General features: G+C 63.5%; 23 protein-coding genes, 1 tRNA gene and 2 pseudogenes. 20 read left to right on the top strand and 6 right to left on the bottom strand.

Annotated features, from left to right (window positions below):
• The first annotated feature begins 54 nt into the window (after positions 1-54).
• The 4 genes and pseudogenes from ACVIIV_RS10995 (at position 55) to ACVIIV_RS11010 (ending at position 4,587) form a co-directional block, all read left to right on the top strand.
• A complete protein-coding gene (locus ACVIIV_RS10995) occupies positions 55-1,518 on the top strand; it encodes an aldehyde dehydrogenase family protein (protein WP_456744206.1) in 1,464 nt (487 codons plus the stop codon).
• A gap of 158 nt (positions 1,519-1,676) precedes the next feature.
• Complete coding sequence (locus tag ACVIIV_RS11000) at positions 1,677-2,552, top strand: phosphotransferase enzyme family protein (RefSeq protein ID WP_456744207.1); 876 nt, start codon at positions 1,677-1,679, stop codon at positions 2,550-2,552.
• Positions 2,495-2,932, top strand: a pseudogene (locus tag ACVIIV_RS11005) (aminotransferase class III-fold pyridoxal phosphate-dependent enzyme); the annotation flags it as partial. The gene ACVIIV_RS11000 and the pseudogene ACVIIV_RS11005, both read left to right, overlap by 58 nt.
• Before the next feature lie 332 nt (positions 2,933-3,264).
• Entirely contained in the window at positions 3,265-4,587 is a 1,323-nt protein-coding gene (locus ACVIIV_RS11010) for an NAD(P)/FAD-dependent oxidoreductase (RefSeq protein WP_456744208.1), read from the top strand.
• Between the two features lie 253 nt (positions 4,588-4,840).
• Here ACVIIV_RS11010 and ACVIIV_RS11015 read toward each other — a convergent pair whose 3' ends face one another.
• Positions 4,841-6,280, bottom strand: coding sequence for an FAD-binding oxidoreductase (locus ACVIIV_RS11015; RefSeq protein WP_456744209.1), 1,440 nt, complete (start codon positions 6,278-6,280; stop codon positions 4,841-4,843).
• Positions 6,281-7,015: 735 nt separating this feature from the next.
• Complete coding sequence (locus ACVIIV_RS11020; RefSeq protein ID WP_456744210.1) at positions 7,016-7,621, bottom strand: MarR family winged helix-turn-helix transcriptional regulator; 606 nt, start codon at positions 7,619-7,621, stop codon at positions 7,016-7,018.
• Positions 7,622-7,764: 143 nt separating this feature from the next.
• On the opposite strand from ACVIIV_RS11020, the gene ACVIIV_RS11025 reads away from it, so the two are divergent.
• From ACVIIV_RS11025 to ACVIIV_RS11070, 10 genes and pseudogenes are all read left to right on the top strand, one after another.
• Positions 7,765-8,283: a flavin reductase family protein gene (locus ACVIIV_RS11025; RefSeq protein ID WP_456744211.1), complete on the top strand. Its 519-nt coding sequence runs from the start codon at positions 7,765-7,767 to the stop codon at positions 8,281-8,283.
• 20 nt (positions 8,284-8,303) lie between these two features.
• Positions 8,304-9,773: a 4-hydroxyphenylacetate 3-hydroxylase family protein gene (locus tag ACVIIV_RS11030; protein WP_456744212.1), complete on the top strand. Its 1,470-nt coding sequence runs from the start codon at positions 8,304-8,306 to the stop codon at positions 9,771-9,773.
• Positions 9,774-9,790: 17 nt separating this feature from the next.
• Complete coding sequence (locus tag ACVIIV_RS11035) at positions 9,791-10,171, top strand: cupin (protein WP_456744213.1); 381 nt, start codon at positions 9,791-9,793, stop codon at positions 10,169-10,171.
• Complete coding sequence (locus ACVIIV_RS11040) at positions 10,168-11,613, top strand: ABC transporter substrate-binding protein (RefSeq protein ID WP_456744214.1); 1,446 nt, start codon at positions 10,168-10,170, stop codon at positions 11,611-11,613. The genes ACVIIV_RS11035 and ACVIIV_RS11040 overlap by 4 nt, the downstream gene beginning before the upstream one ends.
• Positions 11,614-11,658: 45 nt before the next feature.
• Positions 11,659-12,558 carry a branched-chain amino acid ABC transporter permease gene (locus tag ACVIIV_RS11045; RefSeq protein ID WP_456744215.1) on the top strand — a complete coding sequence of 300 codons (900 nt, stop codon included), beginning with the start codon at positions 11,659-11,661 and terminating at the stop codon, positions 12,556-12,558.
• Positions 12,558-13,481: a branched-chain amino acid ABC transporter permease gene (locus ACVIIV_RS11050; protein ID WP_456744216.1), complete on the top strand. Its 924-nt coding sequence runs from the start codon at positions 12,558-12,560 to the stop codon at positions 13,479-13,481. The genes ACVIIV_RS11045 and ACVIIV_RS11050 overlap by 1 nt, the downstream gene beginning before the upstream one ends.
• On the top strand, positions 13,478-14,224 hold the full coding sequence (locus ACVIIV_RS11055; RefSeq protein WP_456744217.1) for an ABC transporter ATP-binding protein: 747 nt from the start codon (positions 13,478-13,480) through the stop codon (positions 14,222-14,224). The genes ACVIIV_RS11050 and ACVIIV_RS11055 overlap by 4 nt, the downstream gene beginning before the upstream one ends.
• A complete protein-coding gene (locus ACVIIV_RS11060; protein WP_456744218.1) occupies positions 14,224-14,916 on the top strand; it encodes an ABC transporter ATP-binding protein in 693 nt (230 codons plus the stop codon). The genes ACVIIV_RS11055 and ACVIIV_RS11060 overlap by 1 nt, the downstream gene beginning before the upstream one ends.
• The gene (locus ACVIIV_RS11065) at positions 14,900-15,583 is read left to right on the top strand and encodes a DUF2848 domain-containing protein (RefSeq protein ID WP_456744219.1); all 684 of its coding nucleotides are present in this window, start codon (positions 14,900-14,902) and stop codon (positions 15,581-15,583) included. The genes ACVIIV_RS11060 and ACVIIV_RS11065 overlap by 17 nt, the downstream gene beginning before the upstream one ends.
• Positions 15,584-15,605: 22 nt before the next feature.
• Positions 15,606-15,830 (top strand): annotated as a pseudogene (locus tag ACVIIV_RS11070) (amidase family protein); the annotation flags it as partial.
• A 262-nt stretch (positions 15,831-16,092) separates the two neighbouring features.
• On the opposite strand, the gene ACVIIV_RS11075 reads toward ACVIIV_RS11070, so the two are convergent.
• Positions 16,093-16,177 (bottom strand) — tRNA-Leu (locus tag ACVIIV_RS11075).
• A 156-nt stretch (positions 16,178-16,333) separates the two neighbouring features.
• Here ACVIIV_RS11075 and ACVIIV_RS11080 point away from each other — a divergent pair.
• Positions 16,334-16,873 carry a disulfide bond formation protein B gene (locus tag ACVIIV_RS11080; protein ID WP_456744220.1) on the top strand — a complete coding sequence of 180 codons (540 nt, stop codon included), beginning with the start codon at positions 16,334-16,336 and terminating at the stop codon, positions 16,871-16,873.
• A 138-nt stretch (positions 16,874-17,011) separates the two neighbouring features.
• Here ACVIIV_RS11080 and ACVIIV_RS11085 read toward each other — a convergent pair whose 3' ends face one another.
• Both ACVIIV_RS11085 and ACVIIV_RS11090 read right to left on the bottom strand, forming a co-directional pair.
• Positions 17,012-18,097, bottom strand: coding sequence for an AbrB family transcriptional regulator (locus ACVIIV_RS11085; protein WP_456744221.1), 1,086 nt, complete (start codon positions 18,095-18,097; stop codon positions 17,012-17,014).
• Positions 18,098-18,196: 99 nt separating this feature from the next.
• Positions 18,197-18,499 carry a PsiF family protein gene (locus ACVIIV_RS11090; RefSeq protein WP_456744222.1) on the bottom strand — a complete coding sequence of 101 codons (303 nt, stop codon included), beginning with the start codon at positions 18,497-18,499 and terminating at the stop codon, positions 18,197-18,199.
• Between the two features lie 200 nt (positions 18,500-18,699).
• On the opposite strand from ACVIIV_RS11090, the gene ACVIIV_RS11095 reads away from it, so the two are divergent.
• Positions 18,700-19,182, top strand: a complete 483-nt coding sequence (locus tag ACVIIV_RS11095; protein ID WP_456744223.1) for a hypothetical protein — start codon at positions 18,700-18,702, stop codon at positions 19,180-19,182.
• A gap of 122 nt (positions 19,183-19,304) precedes the next feature.
• Here the strand turns inward: ACVIIV_RS11095 and ACVIIV_RS11100 are convergent, their stop codons facing one another.
• Positions 19,305-19,853, bottom strand: a complete 549-nt coding sequence (locus ACVIIV_RS11100) for a TetR/AcrR family transcriptional regulator (RefSeq protein WP_456744224.1) — start codon at positions 19,851-19,853, stop codon at positions 19,305-19,307.
• Positions 19,854-19,960: 107 nt separating this feature from the next.
• Between ACVIIV_RS11100 and ACVIIV_RS11105 the strand changes: the two genes are divergently transcribed.
• From ACVIIV_RS11105 to ACVIIV_RS11120, 4 genes are read left to right on the top strand one after another with little or no spacing between them, the layout of a single operon-like run.
• Positions 19,961-20,386 (top strand): acyl-CoA thioesterase, encoded by a 426-nt coding sequence (locus ACVIIV_RS11105; RefSeq protein WP_456744225.1) that lies wholly within the window; start codon positions 19,961-19,963, stop codon positions 20,384-20,386.
• A gap of 3 nt (positions 20,387-20,389) precedes the next feature.
• Positions 20,390-20,857, top strand: coding sequence for a PaaI family thioesterase (locus ACVIIV_RS11110; RefSeq protein ID WP_456744226.1), 468 nt, complete (start codon positions 20,390-20,392; stop codon positions 20,855-20,857).
• Between the two features lie 44 nt (positions 20,858-20,901).
• Complete coding sequence (locus tag ACVIIV_RS11115; RefSeq protein WP_456744227.1) at positions 20,902-21,285, top strand: CidA/LrgA family protein; 384 nt, start codon at positions 20,902-20,904, stop codon at positions 21,283-21,285.
• Positions 21,282-22,004 (top strand): LrgB family protein, encoded by a 723-nt coding sequence (locus ACVIIV_RS11120; RefSeq protein ID WP_456744228.1) that lies wholly within the window; start codon positions 21,282-21,284, stop codon positions 22,002-22,004. Before ACVIIV_RS11115 ends, ACVIIV_RS11120 begins: the two co-directional genes overlap by 4 nt.
• Positions 22,005-22,068 lie beyond the last annotated feature (64 nt).

The following is a 22,068-nucleotide window of genomic DNA, read 5'->3' on the forward strand; positions in this document are numbered from 1 at the left end:
CCCCTGGTTTCTGCCGCTGATCGGCGCCTATTACCGGATCAAGGATCGCTTCCAATGACCTCGCCCCTTCGACACCTGACGGAAGCCGGCTTTCTCGGAAAATTCTACATCGACGGGGAATGGCGGAAGCCGATCGGATCAGTCGCGGCCGCAGCAACCATCGTCAATCCGGCGACGGAGCAGCCGATCGCCGACGTCGCGCTCGGCGATGACGATGATGTGGACTGCGCCATCGCGGCCGCCAGACGAGCCTTCGCCGGCTGGTCCATGACACCGCCTGCTGAGAGAGCGGCGCTGCTCGACCGGATGCACGCTTTGCTGCTTGAGCGGCTGGAGCTGTTCGCGCAGGCGCTTACCTGCGAGATGGGAGCTGCGATCACCTATGCGCGCCGCGCTCAGGTGCCGTTGGCCGCCGAGCATATCCGCGTCGCCCGCGACAATCTCGCGAATTATCCGTTCATCGCCGCGCGCGGCAGCACCGCGATCATGCGCGAGCCAATCGGCGTCTGCGGCCTCATCACGCCATGGAACTGGCCACTTTATCAGATTACTGCGAAGGTGGGCCCGGCGATTGCGGCCGGTTGCACGGTGGTGTTGAAGCCGAGCGAATTATCGCCGCTGAGCGCTTTGCTATTCGCGGAGCTGATGGACGATGCCGGTTGCCCGCCCGGCGTCTTCAACCTCGTCAATGGGACAGGTCCGATCGTGGGCGCCGCTCTCGCATCGCACCCCCAGGTCGACATGATCTCGATCACCGGCTCGACCCGGGCCGGCGTTCTCGTCGCACAAGCGGCGGCACCTACCGTCAAGCGCGTTGCCCAGGAGCTCGGCGGCAAATCGCCGAACATCATCTTGCCGGACGCCGATCTCAGCCGTTCTGTTCCGCTTGGCGTCGCCGCCGCCTTCCGCAATCTCGGCCAATCCTGCAGCGCGCCGACGCGCATGCTTGTGTCCCGCTCACAGGTGGAGGAGGTCGAGATCCGGGCAGCGGCGGCCGCTTCTGAACTGGTGGTCGGCGACCCGCTTGCGGAAAACACGACTCATGGTCCGATTGCGAACCGTCCACAGTTCGAGCGAGTCCAGGCCATGATCGGTGTCGGCCTGGAAGAAGGCGCCAAGCTCGTCATCGGCGGCCCCGGGCGGCCCGGCGACCTTCAGGCTGGCTTCTATGCGCGGCCGACCATCTTCTCGAAGGTCCGTCCCGACATGAGGATCGCGCAGGAGGAGATATTTGGCCCGGTGCTGTCGATCATTCCCTACGACACCGTGGACGAGGCGATCGCGATCGCCAATGACACCGTCTACGGTCTCGGCGCCCAGATACAAGGCACTGATATGGAGAGGGTGCGCGCAGTCGCCCGTCAGATCCAGTCTGGTCAAGTGCATCTCAATTATCCCGACTGGGATCCCAACGCACCTTTTGGCGGCTACAAGCGCTCCGGCAACGGTCGCGAATACGGCATCGAGGGCATGGAGGAGTATCTTGAGACCAAGGCCGTCCTCGGTTTTTACCGATGAATGCTGGAAGTCACCAGAAGCCGCTTTCAAGCCCAGGCATTGAAACACCCGTGATTGCAACAGTCGACCATCTTTCTTGCGCGTCAGCGTCAACCGAAACCTATTTTCGCGCGGCTGCCGCAGTCCTGGCCATGCGGTCCGACTCCTCCGGACCGGACATGTCGGCGGCGCTGCTGAAGCGTCACTACGGAGTGACCGGCTCGATCGCGACGTTGTCCTCCGAGATCGAGCGCACCGTTGAAGTCGACACCCCGGACGGCCGCCGGTGCATTCTGAAGACGTCGACCCGACCGGAGGCTATGGACAGCTTCCGCTTCCAGACCTCAGCCTTGGCAGGCTTGGAGGAGGCTGCGGGCTTCGTTGCACCCGCAGTGCTGCGCACGAGCAGCGGGGCATTGATGTTTGAGGAAGAAGGCATATGCGGGTTCCTGCAAACCCGGCTCGAGGGCATTCCGCTGCACCAGGTGATGCGCACTCCCGACCTGTTATTTCGGACTGGACGCGCCCTCGCTCGGCTTGATTTAGCGCTTGCGCAAGTCAAGGTGCCTGCAGCCCATCGGCCCGTTCTTTGGCATGTCGGGTGCTGGTCGCGTCTGATGGAACTGGAGCAGTACCTACCAAGCGGGAGCATTGCCGATTGCGTTCGCGCCGCCATGGCCGAGTATCTGGAGTTTGTTGAGCCACAAATCTCGAACGTCGTCTGGCAGGTCACTCATAACGATCCCAGTCCGTTCAACATGATTGTGACTGGCCGAGGTTTGGGCTTCATCGATTTTGGTGACGGCTGCTGGAGCCCCAGGATTCAGGATCTGGCGATCGCAGCAAGCCACCTCGTATCAGATCCGGCTCTGCCTCTCGGTGGCGCCGAACATCTCATTGGCGGCTATGCCTCTGCCATTGCGCTTTCGCCGCTGGAAGCAAGACTCCTCGTCGGACTGATGCGGGCGCGACAAAGCGCATTGATCTTGGTCAATTACTGGCGCGCCCACCTTTTTCCGGCCGACGCCCAGTACCCAGGCGCGAATCCGAGCTGATTGCTCGTCGTGACAAAGTTCTGGGCGCTTCTTATCGGCTCCAGTACCGCCGGCCCGTGCACTTCGTTCGCGGCGAAGGGATGTGGCTGTACGATCCCGACGGGCGGGCCTATCTCGACTTCTACAATAACGTGCCGTGTCTCGGCCATTGCCACCCGGAAGTAAACGCGGTCATGGCGGAGCAGGCGGGCCGAATAAGCGCCAACACGCGCTATCTCGAGCCAAAGCTTGTCGATTATGGCGAGCGGTTGGTCGATACTTTCCCAAACGCGCTCGACCGCGTAGTGTTTACCTGCACGGGGAGTGAATCCAACGATCTGGCGCTTCGCATTGCGCGATGTGCGAGCGGCAACGAAGGCGTGATCGTTTCCACTTATGCCTAGCCATGGAGCGCGCGCTCATCAATATCGCACGTTAGATCGCAGACCTCATCGGGGCGGCCCCTGTTCCGGGGGCGAGCTGCGGCGCGGGCTACCAAACCCGATCGCGCTTTACACGAAATCTGCACCTGTTCTGGCAGCCACTACGCCGCCCCTGCGCCGAACTGGGACTCGATCGCGCTTGAGCAGCTTGTATCACTCAAGCGGTCAGAAACCCGAACATCTTGCGAAGTCCTGGATGATTTCAGCACATTCTACCGAGCGCGCGATGCGATGAAGGGCCGATCGGAAACTTTGCTTCCGCATTCTTGGCAGCCGAGGTTCGTTGGAACATGTCGCCCCACGTCGAGCGCATTCACAGCGATGAGCGTCTCCCGGCCGAGGCCGACGTCGTCATCGTCGGCGGCGGCATCCTCGGTTCTACGGCCGCCTATTATCTGGCGAAGCGCGGCCTCTCCGTGTCGCTCCTCGAGAAGGGCCACGTCGCCTGTGAACAATCGAGCCGAAACTGGGGTTGGTGCCGCCAGCAGAACCGCGACCGGCGCGAACTGCCGCTATCGGTGCTCTCCATGCGGCTGTGGGACGAACTCACGCGCGATATCAATCGGGACCTTGGATTTCGTCGCTGCGGTCTCGTCTATGCGACCCATGACGAGGCTGTGCTCGCGGGCTGGGAAAAGTGGCGCGAGGTCGCCAGAGAGTACGGTGTCGACACCCGCGTGCTGAGCCGGGCCGAGGTGGCCGAGCGCGTCCCCGAAGCGCGCGACAAATGGGTCGGCGGGACCTATTCGGAGCGAGACGGCAAGGCCGAACCTGCGCTCGCCGCGCCGGCTATCGCTGAGGGGGCCAGAGTTCTGGGCGCCACGATCCACCAGGGATGTGCCGCGCGGGAGCTTGACTTGGCCAATGGCAAGATTGCGGGCGTGCACACGGAAAAGGGCTACATCGGAACCAGCGCGGTCCTGTGCGCCGCCGGCGCCTGGTCCTCGCGCTTCCTTAGGCCGCTCGGGATTAGTTTCCCCCAGGCCAGCATCCGGCAGACCGCGCTGCGTTCTACCCCGACAATCAATATCGGCGAGGCGGTCTCCACACCCTACTGCACGATCACGCGCCGACTCGACGGCAGCTATACGCTTGCGATCAGCGGCAAGGCGAACCTCGAAATCACGCCCCAGGCTATCCGGTATAGCCGGGAATTCATGCCGCAGTTCTTGCGTCGCCTGACGAACGTCAGGCTCGGCATCGGCCAATCATTCTTTTCGGGGCCGGATTCATTGCCGGCGCTGCTGACCAACGACGACCGGATCTTCGAACAGAATCGCGTGCTGGATCCCCCGCCGTTGAAATGGCTGGTGAGCCAAGTGGTGGAGAGCGTCCGGAAAACCTTTCCCCAACTCGGCGAGATTAAGATCGATAGCGCCTGGGGCGGCTTCGTCGACTGCACGCCGGACGCAGTGCCTGTGGTATCGAAGGTGGACGAGGTGAAAGGCCTCGTGCTCGCGGCGGGCTGCTCGGGTCACGGCTTCGGTTTGGGCCCAGGGCTCGGCTATCTGGCCGCACAGCTTGTCGTCAACGACACGCCTTGCGTTGATCCCACACCGTTCCGGCTGTCGCGTCTGGTCGACGGCTCGAAGCTGGACATCGCCGCCATCTGAAGATCGAGCCGGACATCAGGCCCGACGCGTACCGTGGCGAGCAAAGGATTCGGAGCTGTGCGCGAAGATCCTCATCTGCGTGAGGGACCTGATCGCGATTTAGCTCTAGCAGTCCCTAAGGGGCGTTTCCTCCCCAACTTGAGCCACTCCTTCGGAGTGGCTCTTTCTTTATGGACAAGACGATTTGGCTGATCGAGGTGCATCGGCCGAAGACCCACCGTTGGAAGGCATCGCCAACTCGCCGGCCGATGGTTCAACGGGCAGACTTCTCTCCCAATGGACAGACGATCGCGCCGGCGTTCATGATGTCCGCCGGATCAAAGGCGGTCTTGATCCGGCGCATCGCCGCGATGCGCCCGAGATCGCCGTACCGCTCCAGAAGGTGCTTCTTGAATCGGCCGACGCCATGCTCCGCGCTGAACGTGCCGCCGAGCGCCGCGGCTGTATCGTAGAGTTGCAGAGACAGGCTGCTTTCGATCCGCTTGGTGAACTCGATCCGGTCGACGCCGGCAGGAACGAGCACGTTGTAGTGCAGATTGCCGTCGCCGACATGGCCGTACACGGAGAGCTCAAGGTCGGCGTCATACGATCGCACCTGCGAGCCGGCTAGATCCAGAAAGCGTTGAATGGACGAAAGCGGTACCGAGATGTCGTGCTTGACCGATCCGTTCCGGCGCTTCTCGCCCTCCGGGATGGTCTCGCGGAGCCGCCACATCGCGGTCCGCTGCGATCCGCTCTGCGCCAAAAACGCGTCCTCGATCCATCCGGCCTCGATCACCTCGGCCAGAACGGCCTCCATCAGTTCGTCGAGATCGAGATGCCGCGATGAAGAGGCGAACTCGACGAGGACGGCGCCTTCTGGGCCTGCTCGAAGGGTGGACGGATCGGTCATTGCTTCGGTCGCGAGCGCGATCGATCGGGCCGCCATGAACTCGAATGCGGTCAGCAGGTCCGCGGATTCACGACGGATCAGAGCGAGAAGATCGGCGAGCGGCGCGCCCGGCGCCAGTTTCAGCCAGGCCGTCGCGCGGCGGGTCGGCAAGGGCGCCAGACGCAGCACCGCGCCCGTGACGATGCCGAGAGTTCCCTCGCTGCCGACGAAGCACTGTTTGACGTCGTAGCCGGTATTGTTTTTTCGCAGCTTCCGCATGTCGGAAACCACCGTGCCGTCCGCCAGGACCGCCTCGATTCCGAGCAGCAGATCGCGCGTCATCCCGTACCTGACGACCGATAGTCCGCCGGCATTCGTCCCGATGTTACCGCCGATCCGGCAGCTGCCTTCCGCGCCGAGGCTGAGCGGCAACAGAAGTCCCGCGGCCGCCGCGGCGTCCTGTGCGTTCTTCAGGATGGTGCCGGCGTCCACAGAGATGCTCATGGAGACGGGATCGACTTCGCGAATCCTGTCCATCCGCTCGAGGCTCACGATAATCTGGCGTCCGGAGGCGTCCGGCGTCGCGCCTCCGCAGTAGCTGGTGTTGCCGCCCTGCGGAACGATTCCGATACCGTGGTGCGCCGCCAGCCGAACGATGTCGGCGACTTGCTTCGTCGTCGTCGGCTTCAGCACGGCAAACGTCGAGCCGGTGGAGAGCTGGCGTTGATCCGTCGTGTAGACAGCCATCCGCTCCGGGTCGTCAATGACGCCTCCGTCGCCGATAAGATCGCGAAAGGCCCGAACGTGTACTGATTGGGACATGCTCAGCTCCCGATTGGAATCGGGTCATCTTTGCGCGTTTGTGCCGCATTGGCTGCCGTCGGGAGGGCATTCAGAAGAAACCAATGCCGAATTGCTACGATTGTCGGCAGCTCGCGCCGCTGTCGAACACTTTCTCGCGAGGCCTTTGGGACTTGAGAGAAGTAGTCGATGACTTCACAGGTAATCTATCGCGCCCTGGTACTTGAAATGGGCGTCGCTCGTTCGCCGGATCGCTACCGGTAGCCAAGATCGTAGGTTGCCCTGTGCCGAATTGAAAAACGGTAAATATTTCAACGGGGATCGACTGACACTCTCTCCGCAATTGGCGCGATTTTCTACGCCAGACTACGATTTTCTGCGACACCATGCGCTCGACGGGAGCGCTGCGGACTGGTGGCTTGGGTTGTCTCCAGCGCCAGTTCGATGGCGGTTGAACCGATACCGCCAACCACGCTTTGAACGGTAGCATCTGCAATGGGAGGACCGGATCGCGACGGGTCATGTCGCGCCAGTCACCTTCGAGGGCATTGTAGGTGAGACTCCTCCAGATTGCTGCGCCGGCTCTTCCTTTGCCCCGTATAGCACCCCGAAGAGATTCGGCTTGCTGCGCGCAGGAAAGTAGTCTCGGAGAAGCGGACGGCAAACGCCCAGGTTACCCTAATAGACATCGGCCTACGATCGCGCCGACCGAAAATTGAATGCGCGGGGAGACCTTAGAAGAGCTTCGATCGGACTCTAACGCGAGTTCCGGAGGGATCGCTTCTGGCGGCGCCCTCCCGAATTAGGTGCCGAGGCAATTTGACGTGACTGAGACTCGAGCGTCGCCCGAACATGTTCAGCGAGCTTCAACGCATCGTCGGCCTGAGACGCAAGACGGGACAGAAGCTGGGACAATAATCTAAATTCTTCGCGCGTCAGCATTCCAAACAACGCGTCGTTGACCGGGCGTTGCAAGGCCGCAAGACGGATCAATACATCGATCCCCTGATGGGTCAGTGTAAGTTGCACGCGCCGCCCGTCGCCGGGGTGTGGGCTTTTCTCGATCAGACCGTCAGAGACCAGCTTGTTGATCTCGTTAGTGACGAAGGCGCCACTTAGATACAGGCGCTCGGCGACCTGATTGACGCCCATCGGTTTCTCCGCCGTCGAATTCTTGATGGCGATCAGGATCAAATACTGAGTGGGGGACAGGCCAACAAAGCTCGCGAAGATCTCGCGCGCAGCTTCCAGGCTCCGTCCGAACGCAAAGTAGTCGTAGAGGACGCCGCGAAGCGTGCGATCTCCTTCCTTGTCGAGCAACTCAGGCTTCGAGGCCGTCAGCAGCGCATCGGACACGGGCATTCTCTCCGCAAAATCATAGCGTTGGACACTGCCTAAAGAGCACGCATGCGCTCGGTCAGCAAGGGTATTGACATTTCAAAGTAGCTTTGTCAGAAAGCTATCTGAGAATTATAAATCACGGACCGGGCGACGAGGCGGTGTCCATGGAGGATCGTGCATTCAGGCGTGCTCTCGGCGAATTCGCCACCGGCGTTGCGGTGGTGACTGCGCGCGGGAAGGGCGAAGAGCTCATCGGCATGACCATGAGCTCGTTCAACTCCGTCTCGCTTGATCCACCGCTGGTTCTCTTCAGCGTCGACCGCAAGGCGCGCAGTCTGCCGGCGATGCTCGAAGCCAAGGGCTTCGCCGTCAACATCCTCGCTCGCGACCAGGAGAACATCTCCAACCAGTTCGCGCGCGCTCTTGCCGACAAATGGGACCAGGTGAAGACGTCGGTCGGCCATGCCGAGGCGCCGCTGATCTCGGGCGCGATGGCGCATTTCGAATGCGCGCCGTATGCCATCTGCGAGGGCGGCGATCACGTCATCTTTGTCGTCCGCGTCATCAGGCACGCGAGCCGCTCCGAGGCCGCCGCTCCCCTGATCTTCTTCCGCGGTCGATACCGCGACCTCGTCGATGAAACCGAGCGCGAGCCGACCTGGCCGCTTCCCATCCACTACTAGCTTTGAACCGGAGACCTGCGATGCGTAGCGCAAAGGATTACTTGTCAGGCCTGAAGGACGGCCGGACGATCTACATCAACGGCGCGTCGGTCGGCGATGTCACGACGCACCATGCCTTCCGCAACCTCGCCAGCTCCATGGCAGGCCTGTTCGACTTCGCGAGCGCGCCTGAGAACACGGAGCTGATGACATTCGACACGGGCGCAGGTCGCGCCAACCGCATCTGGCAGCTTCCGACCTCCTATGCCGAGCTTGTGACGCGGCGAAAGGCGCTCGAGGCGTGGGCCTCGCTGCACGCCGGCTTCATGGGGCGCGCGCCGGACCATGTGGCGTCCTGCATCTCCGGGCTCTATATGGGGCTCGACGTCTTCAAGGCGTATGATCCCGCCCGCGCCGGCGCGCTCGAGAGCTACTACCGCTACGCCCGCGACAAGGACCTCTATCTCACCTACGTCATCATCAATCCGCAGGCGGACCGCTCGAAGGGCGCAGCCGAACAGGCCGATCCGTTCCTCACCGCGGGCGTCGTCGACCGCGACGCGGAAGGCATCACGATCCGCGGCGCCAAGATGCTCGCCACCGGCGGCGTGGTCGCCGACGAGGTCTTCGTCACGACCATCCAGCCGATGCGCCCGGGCGAAGAACGTTATGCGATGTCCTTCGCGATTCCGATGAACACGAAGGGTCTCAAGATGCTGTCGCGGAAATCCTACGAGGATGCCGCCGGTGCCGTGTTCGACAATCCGTTGTCGAGCCGTTTCGACGAGAACGACTCGGTTCTCTATTTCGACGACGTGAAGGTGCCGTGGGATCGCGTCTTCATCGAAGGCAGCGTCGACATGTGCCAGAAGCAGTTCCACGCGACGCCGTGCCACGTCTATCAGAACTACCAGGCGATGGTGCGGCTGAGCGTCAAGCTCAAGTTCCTGACCGGCCTTGCGCATCGCACCGCCGAGATGAACGGTGTCACTCAATTCCCGCAAGTGCGCGAAATGCTCGGCCAGCTCGCGGCCGAGACCGGCATGGTCGACGCGCTGGTGGCTGCGATGGAGGCCAAGGGCACGCAGGTCGGTCCCTATTTCATCCCGGACCGGCACACGCTCTACTCCGCGCAGGTGCTGACCCAGCAGCTGTATGCGCACGTCATCAATACGCTTCGCGAGCTCGCCGGCGGCGGCATGATCATGCTGCCTTCGTCGGTTGCGGACTTCGACAACCCCGAGATCGCGGCTCTCATCGGCAAGACCCAGCAATCGCCGAAGGCCAATTCGCATGACCGCGTGAAATTCTACAAGCTCGCCTGGGATGCCGTCGGCTCCGAGTTCGGCTCGCGGCATCAGCAATACGAGATGTTCTACGCCGGCGCGACTTTCGTCACCAAAGGCCATTCCTATCGCACCTACGACTGGGCCGGCGCCGATCGGCTGGTGCAGACCATGCTCGATTCCTACGACCTCAACGGCGTCTCGACCGCCAGCAAAGCCGCCTGATCCGAAGGAGACAATTCATGCCAGTCAACAAGAAGCACGACGAGTTCCACACGCTCGATCTGACCACCGGCTGGGAAGTGCCGGCGGGCTATCCGAGCGGTATCCAGCAGAAGATCATCGCGGGCGGGCTGGACGAGGAGAACCGGCGCGGGACGCGGACGCGGCTGCTCCGCTTTGCGCCCGGCGTCTACACCACTGCGCCGTTCTCCCACGAATATTGGGAAGAGGTTTATCTGGTGTCGGGCGATTTGATCGTCGGCAACGATGCGAAGGGCGAGGGTGGCAAAAGCTTCCCGCCGAACACCTATGCCTGCCGGCCACCACACGCGCCGCATGGCCCGTTCAAGTCGGTGAACGGCTGCCTGCTTCTGGAGATGCACTATTTCGATCCGGTGTGATCCGGATCGCTGCCGCACAACATACTTCGACCAGCACAGGGGGAAGAGAAGTCATGACGTCTAGAGGTATCTCTATCGTAGTTGCGCGTTGCCTATCGTCACTTGAACGGCTCCTCAGGCTGGATTGCGGCCTGCCGCAGGGCAATGTCCGATGGATGGTGGATGGACTTGCCGGGGCACTCGCGCTCGGTGTCGTAGCCGCCACGCCGGCTGCTGCGCAGGAGAAGCCGAACGCGTTGGGCCTGGGCATCTTCACGTTCACATCCGGTCCTGCCGCAGCCTACGGCATGCCGGCGAAGAACGCTGCCGACCTCATGATCGACGAGATCAATGCAAAGGGCGGTATTGGGGGCGTGCCGGTTAGCGCGACCTATGTTGATGAGGCGCAGGGCGCACAAGGCGTCATCGCAGAATATCGGCGGCTCGCCGGGGACGCGAAGAACCAGGTGATGGTCGCTGCCCTGTCGAGCGCGAATTGCCTGGCGCTGGCGCCGCTCGCCGAGCAGCTCGAGGTGCCCACCGTGGGCTGGAACTGCGATACGCATCAGTTACTGATGGACGGCAAGAGCAAATATGTGTTCCGGCCCAACGGCAACACCGTGCCCGAATTTATCGCTTACGCGATCTACCTGCTGGATCGCAAACCCGACGTGAAGACGGTGGCGATCATCAATCCGGACTATGCCTTCGGCCATGATGCGGCAAAGATCTTCACCGCGGCGTTGAAGGCCCTCAAGCCAGACGTCGAGATCGTCGCCGAGCTCTATCCGAAGCTCGGCTCGCCAACTTACCAGACCGAAATCTCGCGCCTCACCACCGCGCGTCCTGATGTCGTTTTCTCAAATCTCTGGGGCGCCGACCTGGAGAACTTCGTGCGCCAGGCCGCGCCGCGCGGGATCTTCGCCTCCAGCCAGGTGATCCTCGCGCTCGGCGAAACGGTGCTGCAGCGAGTACCGCTGCCTGACGGCGTGATCGTCGGTGTTCTCGGCGACGGCTGGTGGATGTCGCCGGACGCCAAGGCAAAGCCGGACACGGTGAAATTTGCCGAAGCCTACAAGGCGCGCTTCGGAGAGTTTCCGGTGTTCCCGTCGATCAAGATGGCCAACGCGCTGATCTACGTGAAGGCAGCCTATGACGCCGCGATACAGAAGAACGGCGGCAAATGGCCGACGCGTGCCGAGCTCGCCGCCGCCATGAAGGGCAGCAAGGTCGAGACCCTGACCGGCACCGCGCAGACGCGCGCCGACAATGACGGCCTCGTCGATCAGATCGTCGGCGTCACCGTGAAGATCCCGGCGCAGCAGTTTCCCGTGATCGGCGACATGGTTCGCTACAAGGGCGACAGCCTGATGCCGCAGGCCGGTCAGGATCCGCTCGCGTGGATTGCGACGCTCAAGTCCGAGTTCGCAAAAAATCTGCCGAAGCCGGGCAGCTACAAATAGGTCGGATGACGTTCACCTGATTCCAGTCACGGAGGGCGTAAGCCGATGTCGAATGCAATCATCCCCCTGCTGCTGGACAGTCTGGCGAGCGCCGCGTTGATCTTCTTCGCGGCGGTCGGCCTGACGCTGGTGTTCAGCGTTCTGCGCGTCCTCAATGTCGCCCATGGCAGCCTCTACTCGATTGGGGGCTATGTCGCGGCCTCGATTTGCCTCTTCATCGCGAGCCGCCAGCTCAGCCCGTATTTGTCGTTCCTTGCGCTCCTGTTCAGCGCCGTGTGCGTTGCGGCGATATTCGGCCCTCTGATCGAGCGCGGGCTGGTCCGCTGGACCTACGGCAAGTCGGAAGCGGTGCAGATTCTGATCACGTTCGGGCTGTTCATCATCCTGGAGGACCTTCAGCGCGTGATCTTCGGCGTCCAGTCCTTCTATGAGGACGCGCCGATGCGATTGCTCGGCACCACGAGCATCGGTGGCGTCGTCTATCTCAACTACCAGATCCTCCTGATCGCCATGGCGCTCCTCGTCGTCGTCGGCCTGCGGCTCCTGATCAACCACACCAGGCTGGGGCGCCTGATCACGGCTGTCGTCGCCGACCGCGAGATGGCGCAGTCGATCGGCATCGACACCAACCGGATCTTCATCATGGCGTTTTCGCTCGGCGTGTTCCTCGCCGCATTGGGTGGTGCGTTGGCGACGCCGACGTCAGGCATCGCTCCGGGGCTCGGGGCCGATACCATGGTGCTCGCCTTTGCTGTGGCCGCGATCGGAGGTCTTGGACAGATCGAGGGCGCTGCCTTGGCCTCGCTGATCGTCGGTCTGGCGCGCGTGATGGCGATCTATCTGGTGCCGTCGCTGGATGCGGTGGCGCCCTATGCGGCCATGCTTGTCGTTCTCCTGATCCGTCCCTACGGCCTGTTCGGATCGGTGGCGGCGCGGAGGATATGATGCCAACGATCATTGCCGCCGCGGCGGTCCTCGCTCTCGCACTGCTGCCCGTTGCCGCGCCCTGGCTGCAATTCGTGTTGACGCTTGCGATCGCCAAGGGCTTTGCGGCGCTCGGCGTCGCCGTGCTGCTCCGCGCCGGGCTGATCTCGATCGGGCATGCGATGTTCTTTGCCGCAAGTGCCTATGCAGTCGCCTTCCTAGCGCGCGCCGGCGTCAACGATCTTGGACTGCTGCTGATCCTCTCGGTGCTGGGTGGGGCGCTCGTTGGTGCCGTCGCCGGATCGTTTCTCGTCCGCTATCGCGCGATCTTCTTCGCGATGTTGAACCTCGCGGTCTCTATGGTGTTCTACGCGCTGTGCGCGAAGCTCTATGGTGTCACCGGCGGGACCGACGGCATGCTGGTGCCGGTCCCGGCGGTTTTCGGGATCGTGCTCGGCGAGCCGGCCTTCAAGAGCGTGCTGTTCTATCTCAGCCTGGGGCTGATGATGGTCGTCGGTCTGGCCGTGCAGCGCTACCTGAACAGCCCGCTCGGTCACGCGCTCTCGGCGGTCCATACCAACGAGATCCGCCTCGAATATCTGGGCATCCCGGTCTGGGCGGTTCTGCTGATCGCCTATGTCGTCTCGGCGGCGCTCGCCGGCCTCGGCGGCGCGATCGCCGGCTTTGCGATCGGCCGCGTGGTTCCGGATTTCGCGTTCTGGACCGCATCCGGCCACCTCGTGCTGATCGCCGTGCTCGGCGGCATCGGTGGGGTGCCGGGCGCGTTCATCGGTGCCTTGTTCCTGGAATTGCTGCATAGCGCCGCGGTCACCGTCACGGATTCCTGGAATTTGATCGTGGGCATGGCGCTGATCATCGTGATCATGTTCATGCCGCAAGGGATCTATGGATTGTTCGCGCGCAAGGAGGCGACGGGCCTATGACCCCTCCCATCCTGGAAGCCAGGGGCCTTCACGTCTCATTCAACGGCGTCAAGGCCGCCGACGATGTCAGCATCGCGATCCATGACGGCGAGTTCCTCGCGATCATCGGTCCGAACGGGTCTGGCAAAACGACGCTGCTCAACATCTGCACGGGCTACATCCGCCCGAGGTCGGGCAGCGTCTTGCTCGACGGCCACGACATCACCCGTCTGTCGCCGCGCGCCATCGCGCGCCGTGGTGTCGCCCGCGCGTTCCAGATCCCGCAACTCTTCTCCGCACAGCGCGTGATCGATAACATGATGCTGGCGCTGGCGGCAACGGATGGTCTGTGGAGCGCGGTGCAGCCGCTCGAAACGGTGAGCCGGCGCGACGAGGCGAGGGCGTTGCTCGACCTGGTCGGGCTCGCCGACGATGCTGATCGGATCAGCAGCACGCTTCCTGAAGGACATCGCAAGCTGCTGGATATCGCGGTTGCGCTGGCGCTCAAGCCCCGGCTGCTGCTGCTGGACGAGCCGACCAGCGGGGTGAGCGCCCTCGAGCGCTTCCCGCTGATGGAGGCGCTCATGAGCGCGCTGCGTCAGCGCCGCATCACCGCACTGTTCGTGGAGCACGACATGGACGTGGTCGCGCGCTACGCAAGCCGCGTCCTGGTGTGGAACGCCGGCAACATCATGGCCGAGGGCCGGCCTGACGAGGTGTTCAGCAATGCGCAAGTGCGCCAACGTGTCGTAGGAGTGGCCTGATGCTCAGGCTCGACAAGGTCAGCGTCTCGATCGAGGGCGTACGTGTGCTGCGCGGCGTCAGTTGCGAGATCATCGCGCGCAAGACGACGGTGTTGATCGGGCGCAACGGCGCCGGCAAGACCACGACATTACGTGCAATCATGGGCCTCGTCGCGCTTGACGAGGGCTCGGTCCGGCTCGATGCCGACGATCTCGGCAGCAGGCCGGCCCACACCCGCGCGCGCGCCGGGATTGGTTATGCGCCGGAGGACCGCCGCCTGATTCCGGAGCTGAGCGTGGAGGAGAACATCCGCCTCCCGGCGCTGGCGCTGAAGCTCGACCGTGCCGAGATTGCGCGCAGGCTCGATGAGATCTATCAGCTGTTGCCCGAATTGCACGTCATGCGGTCCCGGCCCGCCGGCGGTGTTTCCGGAGGGCAGGGGAAGATGGTCGCGCTGGGGCGCGGGCTGACGGTCGCGCGCAAGGTCCTGCTGCTCGACGAGCCCTTCCAGGGTCTGGCGCCGGCGCTCGCGCTCGACTATGCGCGGACGCTCGGCGAATTGCGCAAGCATCGGCCCGAGCTTGCCATGCTGATCACCGAATCTTCGCCCGCGCTGCTCGACCGCATCGCCGACAGGACGCTGCAGATCGAGCGCGGTGAAGTCCTGACCACATCGACAAAGGATAAGGAATTCCATGTTGCTGCAATTTGACCGCCTCGTAAAGGACCGGACCGACCGCGTCGGGATCGAGATCGATTCCCTTGTCATCGCCGGCTGGGCGGGCAGGGACGCTGCGGCGATCGAGCACCATATCGAGGAGCTGGCTGCGCTCGGCATTCCGCGTCCCTCGACCGCACCGCTCTATTATCGCGCCGCCGCGCAAACATTGACGCAGGAAAGCCGGCTGACTGTCCTTGGCCCGGACAGTTCCGGCGAGGTCGAGCCTGTCGTCGTCGCCATGGCCGACGGGCTCTGGGTCGGCATCGGCTCCGACCATACCGACCGTAAGGCTGAGGCGTCGGGCATCGCTCTTTCGAAGCAGCTCTGCGGCAAGCCGGTCGGCCCACAGCTCTGGTCATATGCCGATGTCGAGGGGCATTGGGATCAACTGGTGCTTCGTTCGTGGGCGACCATCGACGGGAAACGGGTGCTCTACCAGGAGAGCCCGGTGTCCTCGCTGAGGACGCCGCGCGATCTCATCCGTCGCTACACCGGGATGGACATGCTGGCGGCCGGCACGCTGATGTTCTGCGGTACGCCGGGCGCGATCGGCGGCATTCGGCCGGGAACGCGCTTCGAAATGGAGCTGAAGGATCCGGTTCTTAATCGCTCTTTGACGCACAGCTACGACGTTGACGTCCTGCCAGTCGTCTCCTGATCCTTTTCCCTGAGCGGGTGTCATGACAGCAACAAAGGATGGATCGCACCCTTCGGCCGTGGCGCGGCTGGAGGCGGCACTTGCGCGCATCCACTCGCCGCAAGCAAAGAACGTCTTCACGGCCGTCTTTGCAGACAGCGCCCGATGGGAGGCCGAGGCCGCGGATCGGCGCGCCGCTGCTGGAACGCCCCGCGGCCCTCTCGATGGCCGCATCGTTTCGGTGAAGGCGTTGTTCGACGTTGCGGGCACTTGTCGAATTTCGGTCGGGTGACGCGGCAGTCGACGTGTTCGAGTTGGCACACGCGCCATCGTTCTTGCGGAGCCATCTGCTCCAATTTCCTTGTTCAGAACATCGAAATTCGCCGCGAACGTTTGGCTTCTCGATACCAACAAAAATGCCAACAAAACGATGACTGAGGTGAACTTTCACTCGTGATTTCAATGCATCACGAGAGAAATCCGGAATCGAATCAGTTGTTAAGTTGCTGTTATTATTGAGATATTTCACTTGGTGCCCCTGGCCGGAATCGAACCAGCACTCCTTGCGGAACTCGATTTTGAGTCGAGCGCGTCTACCAGTTCCGCCACAGGGGCCCTCGGTCGGCCCATGTGGGAGCGTCGCGAAGCCGGCGGACTATAGCCATGGACAAAGCGGGGTCAACCCGCGCCAAAGTGATCCCGGACGTTCTCGACAGCCGCGGGGGCCGGGGCTAGAGGCTTGGGAGCGCGAGAGATGCAAGAGAGGCTGCTGTGACGACCCCGAGTGCCGCCATACCTGCGTTCAAGCCGGCCGCCAAGAGCCCCGCGCTGGTCGCTTCGGCTCTCGTCACGCTGATCGCCGCAGCTACGATCGCAGGCGCCTGGTTCTTCCAGCTCGTGCTGGAGATCCTGCCCTGTCCGCTGTGCCTGGAGCAGCGCTACGCCTATTATCTCGCGATCCCGCTCGGCGCGCTCACGGCGATTGCGGCTCGAAGCGGCGCGCCGCGGCCGCTGCTGCTGGCGGGCCTCGCGATCCTGGCGCTGGCGACGCTCGGCAATGCCGGCCTCGGCGCCTACCATTCCGGCGTCGAATGGGGATTCTGGAAGGGGCCGAGCGATTGCTCCGGCCCCGTCGTCGATCTCGGCAGCGCCGCTGATCTCTTGTCGAAGCTCGACACCGTGAAGGTGGTGCGCTGCGACGAGGTGCAGTGGCGCTTCCTCGGTCTGTCGCTCGCCGGCTACAACGTGCTGATCTCGCTATTGATGGCCGCGATCGCCGCGTGGGGATTCGTGCGGACGGCGAAGCGCTGATCCTCATGGTGAGCTGCCGTAGGGTGGGCAAAGGCGCGCTCTTCGCGCGCCGTGCCCACCTTCCATCGACATTCGCACCAGTCACTGGTGGGCACGGTGCCAAGGCGCCTTTGCCCACCCTACGAGAGCTGAACCCCACTAATCATCCACATCGTCCTGCGTGCGCCCGAACAGGTGCACGATGCCGGGCGTTGCGATCGTCACGAAGACGAAGCGCGACAGGTGATGGGCGCCGACGAAGATCGGGTCGATGTGCACCGTCAGCGCCAGGGCCAGCATCGCGTCCATCGCGCCCGGCGCGAAGGCGACCACGATGTCGGAGAATTTCACCTGTGTGGTTAGCGCCACGATGCCGACGAAGATGGCGGAGACGGCGATGGCCACGGCAAACGAGCCCAGCGCCGCGCTGAGGTGGCCGGCGAGCGTCTTGATCCGCATCCGCGCGAAACGGCTGCCAATCAGTGCACCGATGCCGACCAGCGCCACGCCGCGCCCCCAGTCCGGCAGGCCGCCCTCGACCCACCCGGCACCATGCAGCACGCTGGAGGCGATCATCGCGCCGAACATCCAGCTCGCCGGAAACTTGATCAGCCGCAACACGAGCGCTGCGGCCAGCGATGCCGCGGCCAGCTCAAGGAGGTCGAGCGGCGAGGCGATCGTCGTCGTCAGCGACGGCGCAGCCGAAGGCGCAACGCCTGCAATCGCCAGCACCATCGGCAGCGCGGCGGTCAGGATGATGACGCGCATGGTCTGCACCACCGCAATGCCCGGCAGGTCGGCGCCGCGCTCGACCGCCAGGATGGTGATCTGCGACAGCGCGCCGGGGCTGCCGGCCAGGAAAGCCGAGGTGCGGTCCCAGCCATGGATGCGCTGGAGATAATAGCTCGAGCCGAACGTCGAGCAGAAGGTGGCGAGCGCAAGCAGGCCGATGGTGAGGGGATAGGCGCTGACCTGCTGGAGCAAATGGCGCGAGACGACCGAGCCCAGGGAAATGCCGAGCAGCACCAGCACGGTCTGGGTCAGGATCGGCGGCAGCGTCAGCTGGCGGCCGGCGATCGCGGCGATCCCGACCGCGATCATCGAGCCCGAGATCAGCCCGCCGGGAAGGCCGGCGAGCAGAAACACGAGGCCGCCGGCGGTGCCGATGACGAGCGTCTCCACCGTGCTCAAGATCTTGGCACGGCTCGGCCATTCGAACGGCAGGGAGGCGGTGATTTGCTTCACACCACCTTATCGCAAATCGGCTTGAGGCGCACAATTGCAGGCTCGTCATGCCGCAATGCGCGCGCCTCTCGGGGGCGCTCGCTGGGGATCGTGACGGACTTATTTCTTGTCTGTGGCAGGAGCGGCAGGAGCGGCGGGCGCGGCGGTGCCGGCCTTCGCTTCCTTCTTGCACTCACGGCGAAACTTCTTGCGCTCCTTGCCCTTCAATCCCTTGGCGTCCGCCTGCTTGGAGCATTCGAGCGATTCCGCTGACCGCTCCTTCGGCGCCTTCTTTTCGGCGGTGGCAGCAGTATCGGTCTTCGTATCGCTCTTGGCTGCCGGCGCGGGGGTCTGTGCGAAGGCGGTGCCGGTGACGAGCAGGGAGGCGAGAGCGACGGCGGCGAGGCGGGACGTGAAGGTCATGTGGTGCACTCTGCTTGCGAGAATTGCGAAGGGCTGGAACGTCGGCTCGCGTTGCTGAACGCGACATGAATGAGTAGAGCGGCGGGATCACTATATTTTGCCGGCGCAACGCATCGCATCCTTGTCGCAAGCGGCCAGCACGCTAGGATAGCAATCCTCGTTTCACTTCCGTCGGGGAAGACCAAGGAGGAGACCAAGGGATGACCATTCAGACAAAATTGTTGTGTGCGATTGCAGCGTCCGGTGTCGCGGCATTGCTGGCGAGCGCGCCAGCGCAGGCACTGACCGCGCAGGAGTGCAGCGCGAAATATCAGGCCGCCAAGAAGGACGGCTCGCTCGGGACCATGAAGTGGAATGACTTCCGCAAGGCCCAGTGCGGCGCCGACGCAACGCCTGCTGCTGCGCCGACCGCGGCTGCGCCCGCCACTCCTGCCGAGCCAAAGCAGGCGAAGAAGGAGGCGGCACCCGCCGCCGCGCCAGCCCTGCCGGCGGGACCGGCGGTCTATCCGAACGCGGTCGATCCGAAATATGCCAAGGAGACTCCTGGCAAGGCGCGCCTGCACACCTGCGTCGACCAGTACAATGCCAACAAGTCCACCAACGGCAATGGCGGCTTGAAGTGGATCCAGAAGGGCGGCGGCTATTACAGCGAATGCACCAAGAAGCTGAAGGGCGCCGCCTGAGCTCCGAATTGGCACGATGGCCGGAGCAACGCTCCGGCCATCGCCTGAATTTTTCGAGCATGATCGTCCGGAAAACCGCCGCACACTTTGCGCTCACGCGGCCCTTCCGGTTCGGGTCATGCTCAGTCGAGCAGCTTCTCGGCCGATTTCGCCACGAGCTGCGACCGCTTGCGCGGACCGCTCTCGACAAACAACAGACTCTGGCCGAAGATGAAACAGTAGAACAGGAAGGCTTGCGCTTCGGCCTCCTCGGCCGCAAGACCGGTCGCACGATAGAGCTCGCTGACATGCTTGAGCCGCGCCGCATCGACGCTCGTCACCGCCGCCGCGGCGTTCTCGTCCGAGCGGGCCCATTGCCGGATCGCGAGCTCCATCGCCATCCCCTCCGGGTTGAGCCGCTCGGAATAGAGCTGGATCACCGCCCTCAGCCGCTCGCGGGGTTCTTGCCCATCGAGACTTGTCTGCTGTGCGATCGCAGTGATGCGTCCCTCGCGCCAGCTCTTCAGCATGGCATCGAGCAGCGCGGCACGGTCGGCGAAACGTCGGTAGAAGCCGCCCTTGGTGACGCCGAGGTTCTTGGCGAGCACCTCGACCCGCACGCCCTCCACCCCCGCGCGGGCGAGCTCGGTGAATCCCGCCTCGATCCAGACATCGCCCTTGCCGTCGCTCATGAAGGAAGCCTCACCCGATCTTGATACGGTACCGTATTGCTAACGCGACACGGGTTTGATACGCTACCGTATCAACGATCAAAGACGGAAATGCGGGAGGAAGTGCGATGGAGCAGGCGACCTATCGCGGCACGGTCTATCCGTGGCAATGCGACCATGTCGGGCACATGAACATCATGTGGTATGTCGGCAAGTTCGACGAGGCCAACTGGAATCTGTTCGCCCGCCTCGGCCTGACGCCGAGTTACTTGCGCGGCTCCGGTCGCGGCATGGCCGCCGTGCAGCAGAACATTGCCTACAGGCGCGAGCTGCTGGCGGGCGACATCGTCGAGATCCGCAGCCATCTGCTCGAGATCAGCGACAAGTCGATCCGCTTCCGGCATGACATGACGAACGCCGAGACCGGCGAACTCGCGGCGACGTGCGAGATCACCGGCGTGCACATGGACCGCCAATTGCGGAAGTCCGCACCGTTCGCCGGTGCCATTCGAGAGATCGCCCTAAAGCACCTTTCCGAGCCGGCGAAGGCATGAGCGATGGCCCCATTCGAGCCGAAAAACCCCGATTACCGCACGGCCGCGACCGCGATGTTCGCCGCCCAACCGGCGATGCGCACGCTGGGCATTTCGATCGTCTCTATGGCGCCGGGTCGGGTCGAACTGGCGATGCCGTATGCGGCCGCCTTTACGCAGCAGAACGGCTTTGTCCACGCCGGTATCATTACCGCAGGCCTGGACAATGCCTGCGGCGTCGCTGCCTTCACCTTGATGCCGCGTGAGGCCGACATCCTCACCGTCGAGTTCAAGACCACGCTGCTTGCGCCGGCCCGGGGCGAGCGCTTCGTCTTCAGGGCCGAAGTCGTCAAGCCCGGCCGCACGCTGACCTTCTGCGAGGCCAAGGCGTTTGCCGAGCATGACGGCAAGACCACGCTGATTGCGGCGATGACCGGGACCCTGATGGCGATGATGCCCCGCATTGCGGCCACGCACGCGCCCGACGTATAGCGGCGATTGACAAGCGTGCCAGCGCATCCCTTGATGCGATGGTCATGCTTGCAAGTCTCGGCCTCATCCTGCTGTGCCAATTGATCGGCGAAGCCGTGGTGCGCGGCCTTGGCCTGCCGTTGCCCGGACCGGTGCTGGGCCTCCTGCTGCTCTTGATCCTGCTGATGATGCGCGACCGCTTTGCGCTGCTCGCATGCGGGCCGCTGCGCAATGACGGTGTCGAGACGACGAGCAAGGGCCTGCTGGCCCATCTCTCACTATTATTCGTGCCGGCCGGCGTCGGCATCGTGCAGAAGCTCGATCTGCTCGCGTCTCACGGCATCGCCATCACCCTCGTGCTCGCGCTGTCCGTGGTGGTTACGCTGCTCGCGACCGTGTTGACCTTTCGCCTCGTCAGCCGCCTGTTGAAGCAACAGGACGCGCGATGAAGGACAATCCATTCTCGCTATGGGTCTATCTCTCGCAATCGCCACTGCTGTGGCTGACAGTGACCCTGCTGGTCTATGCGACCACGGACGCGGTGTCGCTGGTGACGCGGCGCCACCCGCTGGCCAATCCCGTGCTGCACGCGACGTGGATCCTCGGCGCGTTCCTGCTCCTGACCGGCACCTCCTATACGACCTATTTCGCCGGCGCGCAGTTCGTGCACTTCCTGCTGGGGCCCGCCACCGTCGCGCTCGCCGTGCCGCTCTACGAGAATCGCAAGCGCGTGGTCACCTCGATCGTGCCGATGCTGGTGGCGCTGTTCGCGGGATCGGTGACGGCCGTGGTGTCGGTGGTGCTGTTGTCCGAGCTCGCCGGACTGCCGCGCGATGTCGTGCTGTCGCTGGCGCCGAAATCGGTCACCGCAGGCGTCGCCATGGGCATCGCCGAATCCCTCCACGCCGATCCTTCGCTGGCGGCGGTCGCCGTGATCCTCACCGGCATCATGGGCGCAATCATCGTGACGCCGCTGATGAACCGCACCGGCATCACCGATTACCGGGCCCGCGGCTTTGCCGCCGGCCTTGCCGCGCATGGCATCGGCACCGCCCGCGCGTTCCAGGTCGACGAGATTGCCGGCGTCTTTTCCGGCATCGCCATGAGCCTGAACGCTTTGGTGACCTCGTTCCTGGTCCCCCTGGCAGTCACACTGCTGGTGCGATGACATCGCCGCCGCGACACTCTATATGAGCCTGTAACAATGCCCGGTCTCGATCCGTATCGATGGA

The sequence above is a fragment of the Bradyrhizobium sp. USDA 4354 genome, assembly GCF_054060315.1.

What these genes read in the sequence shown, in the direction of transcription:
- ACVIIV_RS11010 (WP_456744208.1), top strand. Translation starts at nt 3,265, where the DNA reads ATGTCGCCCCACGTCGAGCGCATTCACAGCGATGAGCGTCTCCCGGCC.
- ACVIIV_RS11030 (WP_456744212.1), top strand. Translation starts at nt 8,304, where the DNA reads ATGCGTAGCGCAAAGGATTACTTGTCAGGCCTGAAGGACGGCCGGACG.
- ACVIIV_RS11120 (WP_456744228.1), top strand. Translation starts at nt 21,282, where the DNA reads ATGAAGGACAATCCATTCTCGCTATGGGTCTATCTCTCGCAATCGCCA.
- ACVIIV_RS11055 (WP_456744217.1), top strand. Translation starts at nt 13,478, where the DNA reads ATGACCCCTCCCATCCTGGAAGCCAGGGGCCTTCACGTCTCATTCAAC.
- ACVIIV_RS11045 (WP_456744215.1), top strand. Translation starts at nt 11,659, where the DNA reads ATGTCGAATGCAATCATCCCCCTGCTGCTGGACAGTCTGGCGAGCGCC.
- ACVIIV_RS11035 (WP_456744213.1), top strand. Translation starts at nt 9,791, where the DNA reads ATGCCAGTCAACAAGAAGCACGACGAGTTCCACACGCTCGATCTGACC.
- ACVIIV_RS11110 (WP_456744226.1), top strand. Translation starts at nt 20,390, where the DNA reads ATGGCCCCATTCGAGCCGAAAAACCCCGATTACCGCACGGCCGCGACC.
- ACVIIV_RS11095 (WP_456744223.1), top strand. Translation starts at nt 18,700, where the DNA reads ATGACCATTCAGACAAAATTGTTGTGTGCGATTGCAGCGTCCGGTGTC.
- ACVIIV_RS11000 (WP_456744207.1), top strand. Translation starts at nt 1,677, where the DNA reads ATGTCGGCGGCGCTGCTGAAGCGTCACTACGGAGTGACCGGCTCGATC.
- ACVIIV_RS11065 (WP_456744219.1), top strand. Translation starts at nt 14,900, where the DNA reads ATGTTGCTGCAATTTGACCGCCTCGTAAAGGACCGGACCGACCGCGTC.
- ACVIIV_RS11060 (WP_456744218.1), top strand. Translation starts at nt 14,224, where the DNA reads ATGCTCAGGCTCGACAAGGTCAGCGTCTCGATCGAGGGCGTACGTGTG.
- ACVIIV_RS11090 (WP_456744222.1), bottom strand. Translation starts at nt 18,499, where the DNA reads ATGACCTTCACGTCCCGCCTCGCCGCCGTCGCTCTCGCCTCCCTGCTC.
- ACVIIV_RS11020 (WP_456744210.1), bottom strand. Translation starts at nt 7,621, where the DNA reads ATGCCCGTGTCCGATGCGCTGCTGACGGCCTCGAAGCCTGAGTTGCTC.
- ACVIIV_RS11015 (WP_456744209.1), bottom strand. Translation starts at nt 6,280, where the DNA reads ATGTCCCAATCAGTACACGTTCGGGCCTTTCGCGATCTTATCGGCGAC.
- ACVIIV_RS11100 (WP_456744224.1), bottom strand. Translation starts at nt 19,853, where the DNA reads ATGAGCGACGGCAAGGGCGATGTCTGGATCGAGGCGGGATTCACCGAG.
- ACVIIV_RS10995 (WP_456744206.1), top strand. Translation starts at nt 55, where the DNA reads ATGACCTCGCCCCTTCGACACCTGACGGAAGCCGGCTTTCTCGGAAAA.
- ACVIIV_RS11025 (WP_456744211.1), top strand. Translation starts at nt 7,765, where the DNA reads ATGGAGGATCGTGCATTCAGGCGTGCTCTCGGCGAATTCGCCACCGGC.
- ACVIIV_RS11050 (WP_456744216.1), top strand. Translation starts at nt 12,558, where the DNA reads ATGCCAACGATCATTGCCGCCGCGGCGGTCCTCGCTCTCGCACTGCTG.
- ACVIIV_RS11115 (WP_456744227.1), top strand. Translation starts at nt 20,902, where the DNA reads ATGCTTGCAAGTCTCGGCCTCATCCTGCTGTGCCAATTGATCGGCGAA.
- ACVIIV_RS11105 (WP_456744225.1), top strand. Translation starts at nt 19,961, where the DNA reads ATGGAGCAGGCGACCTATCGCGGCACGGTCTATCCGTGGCAATGCGAC.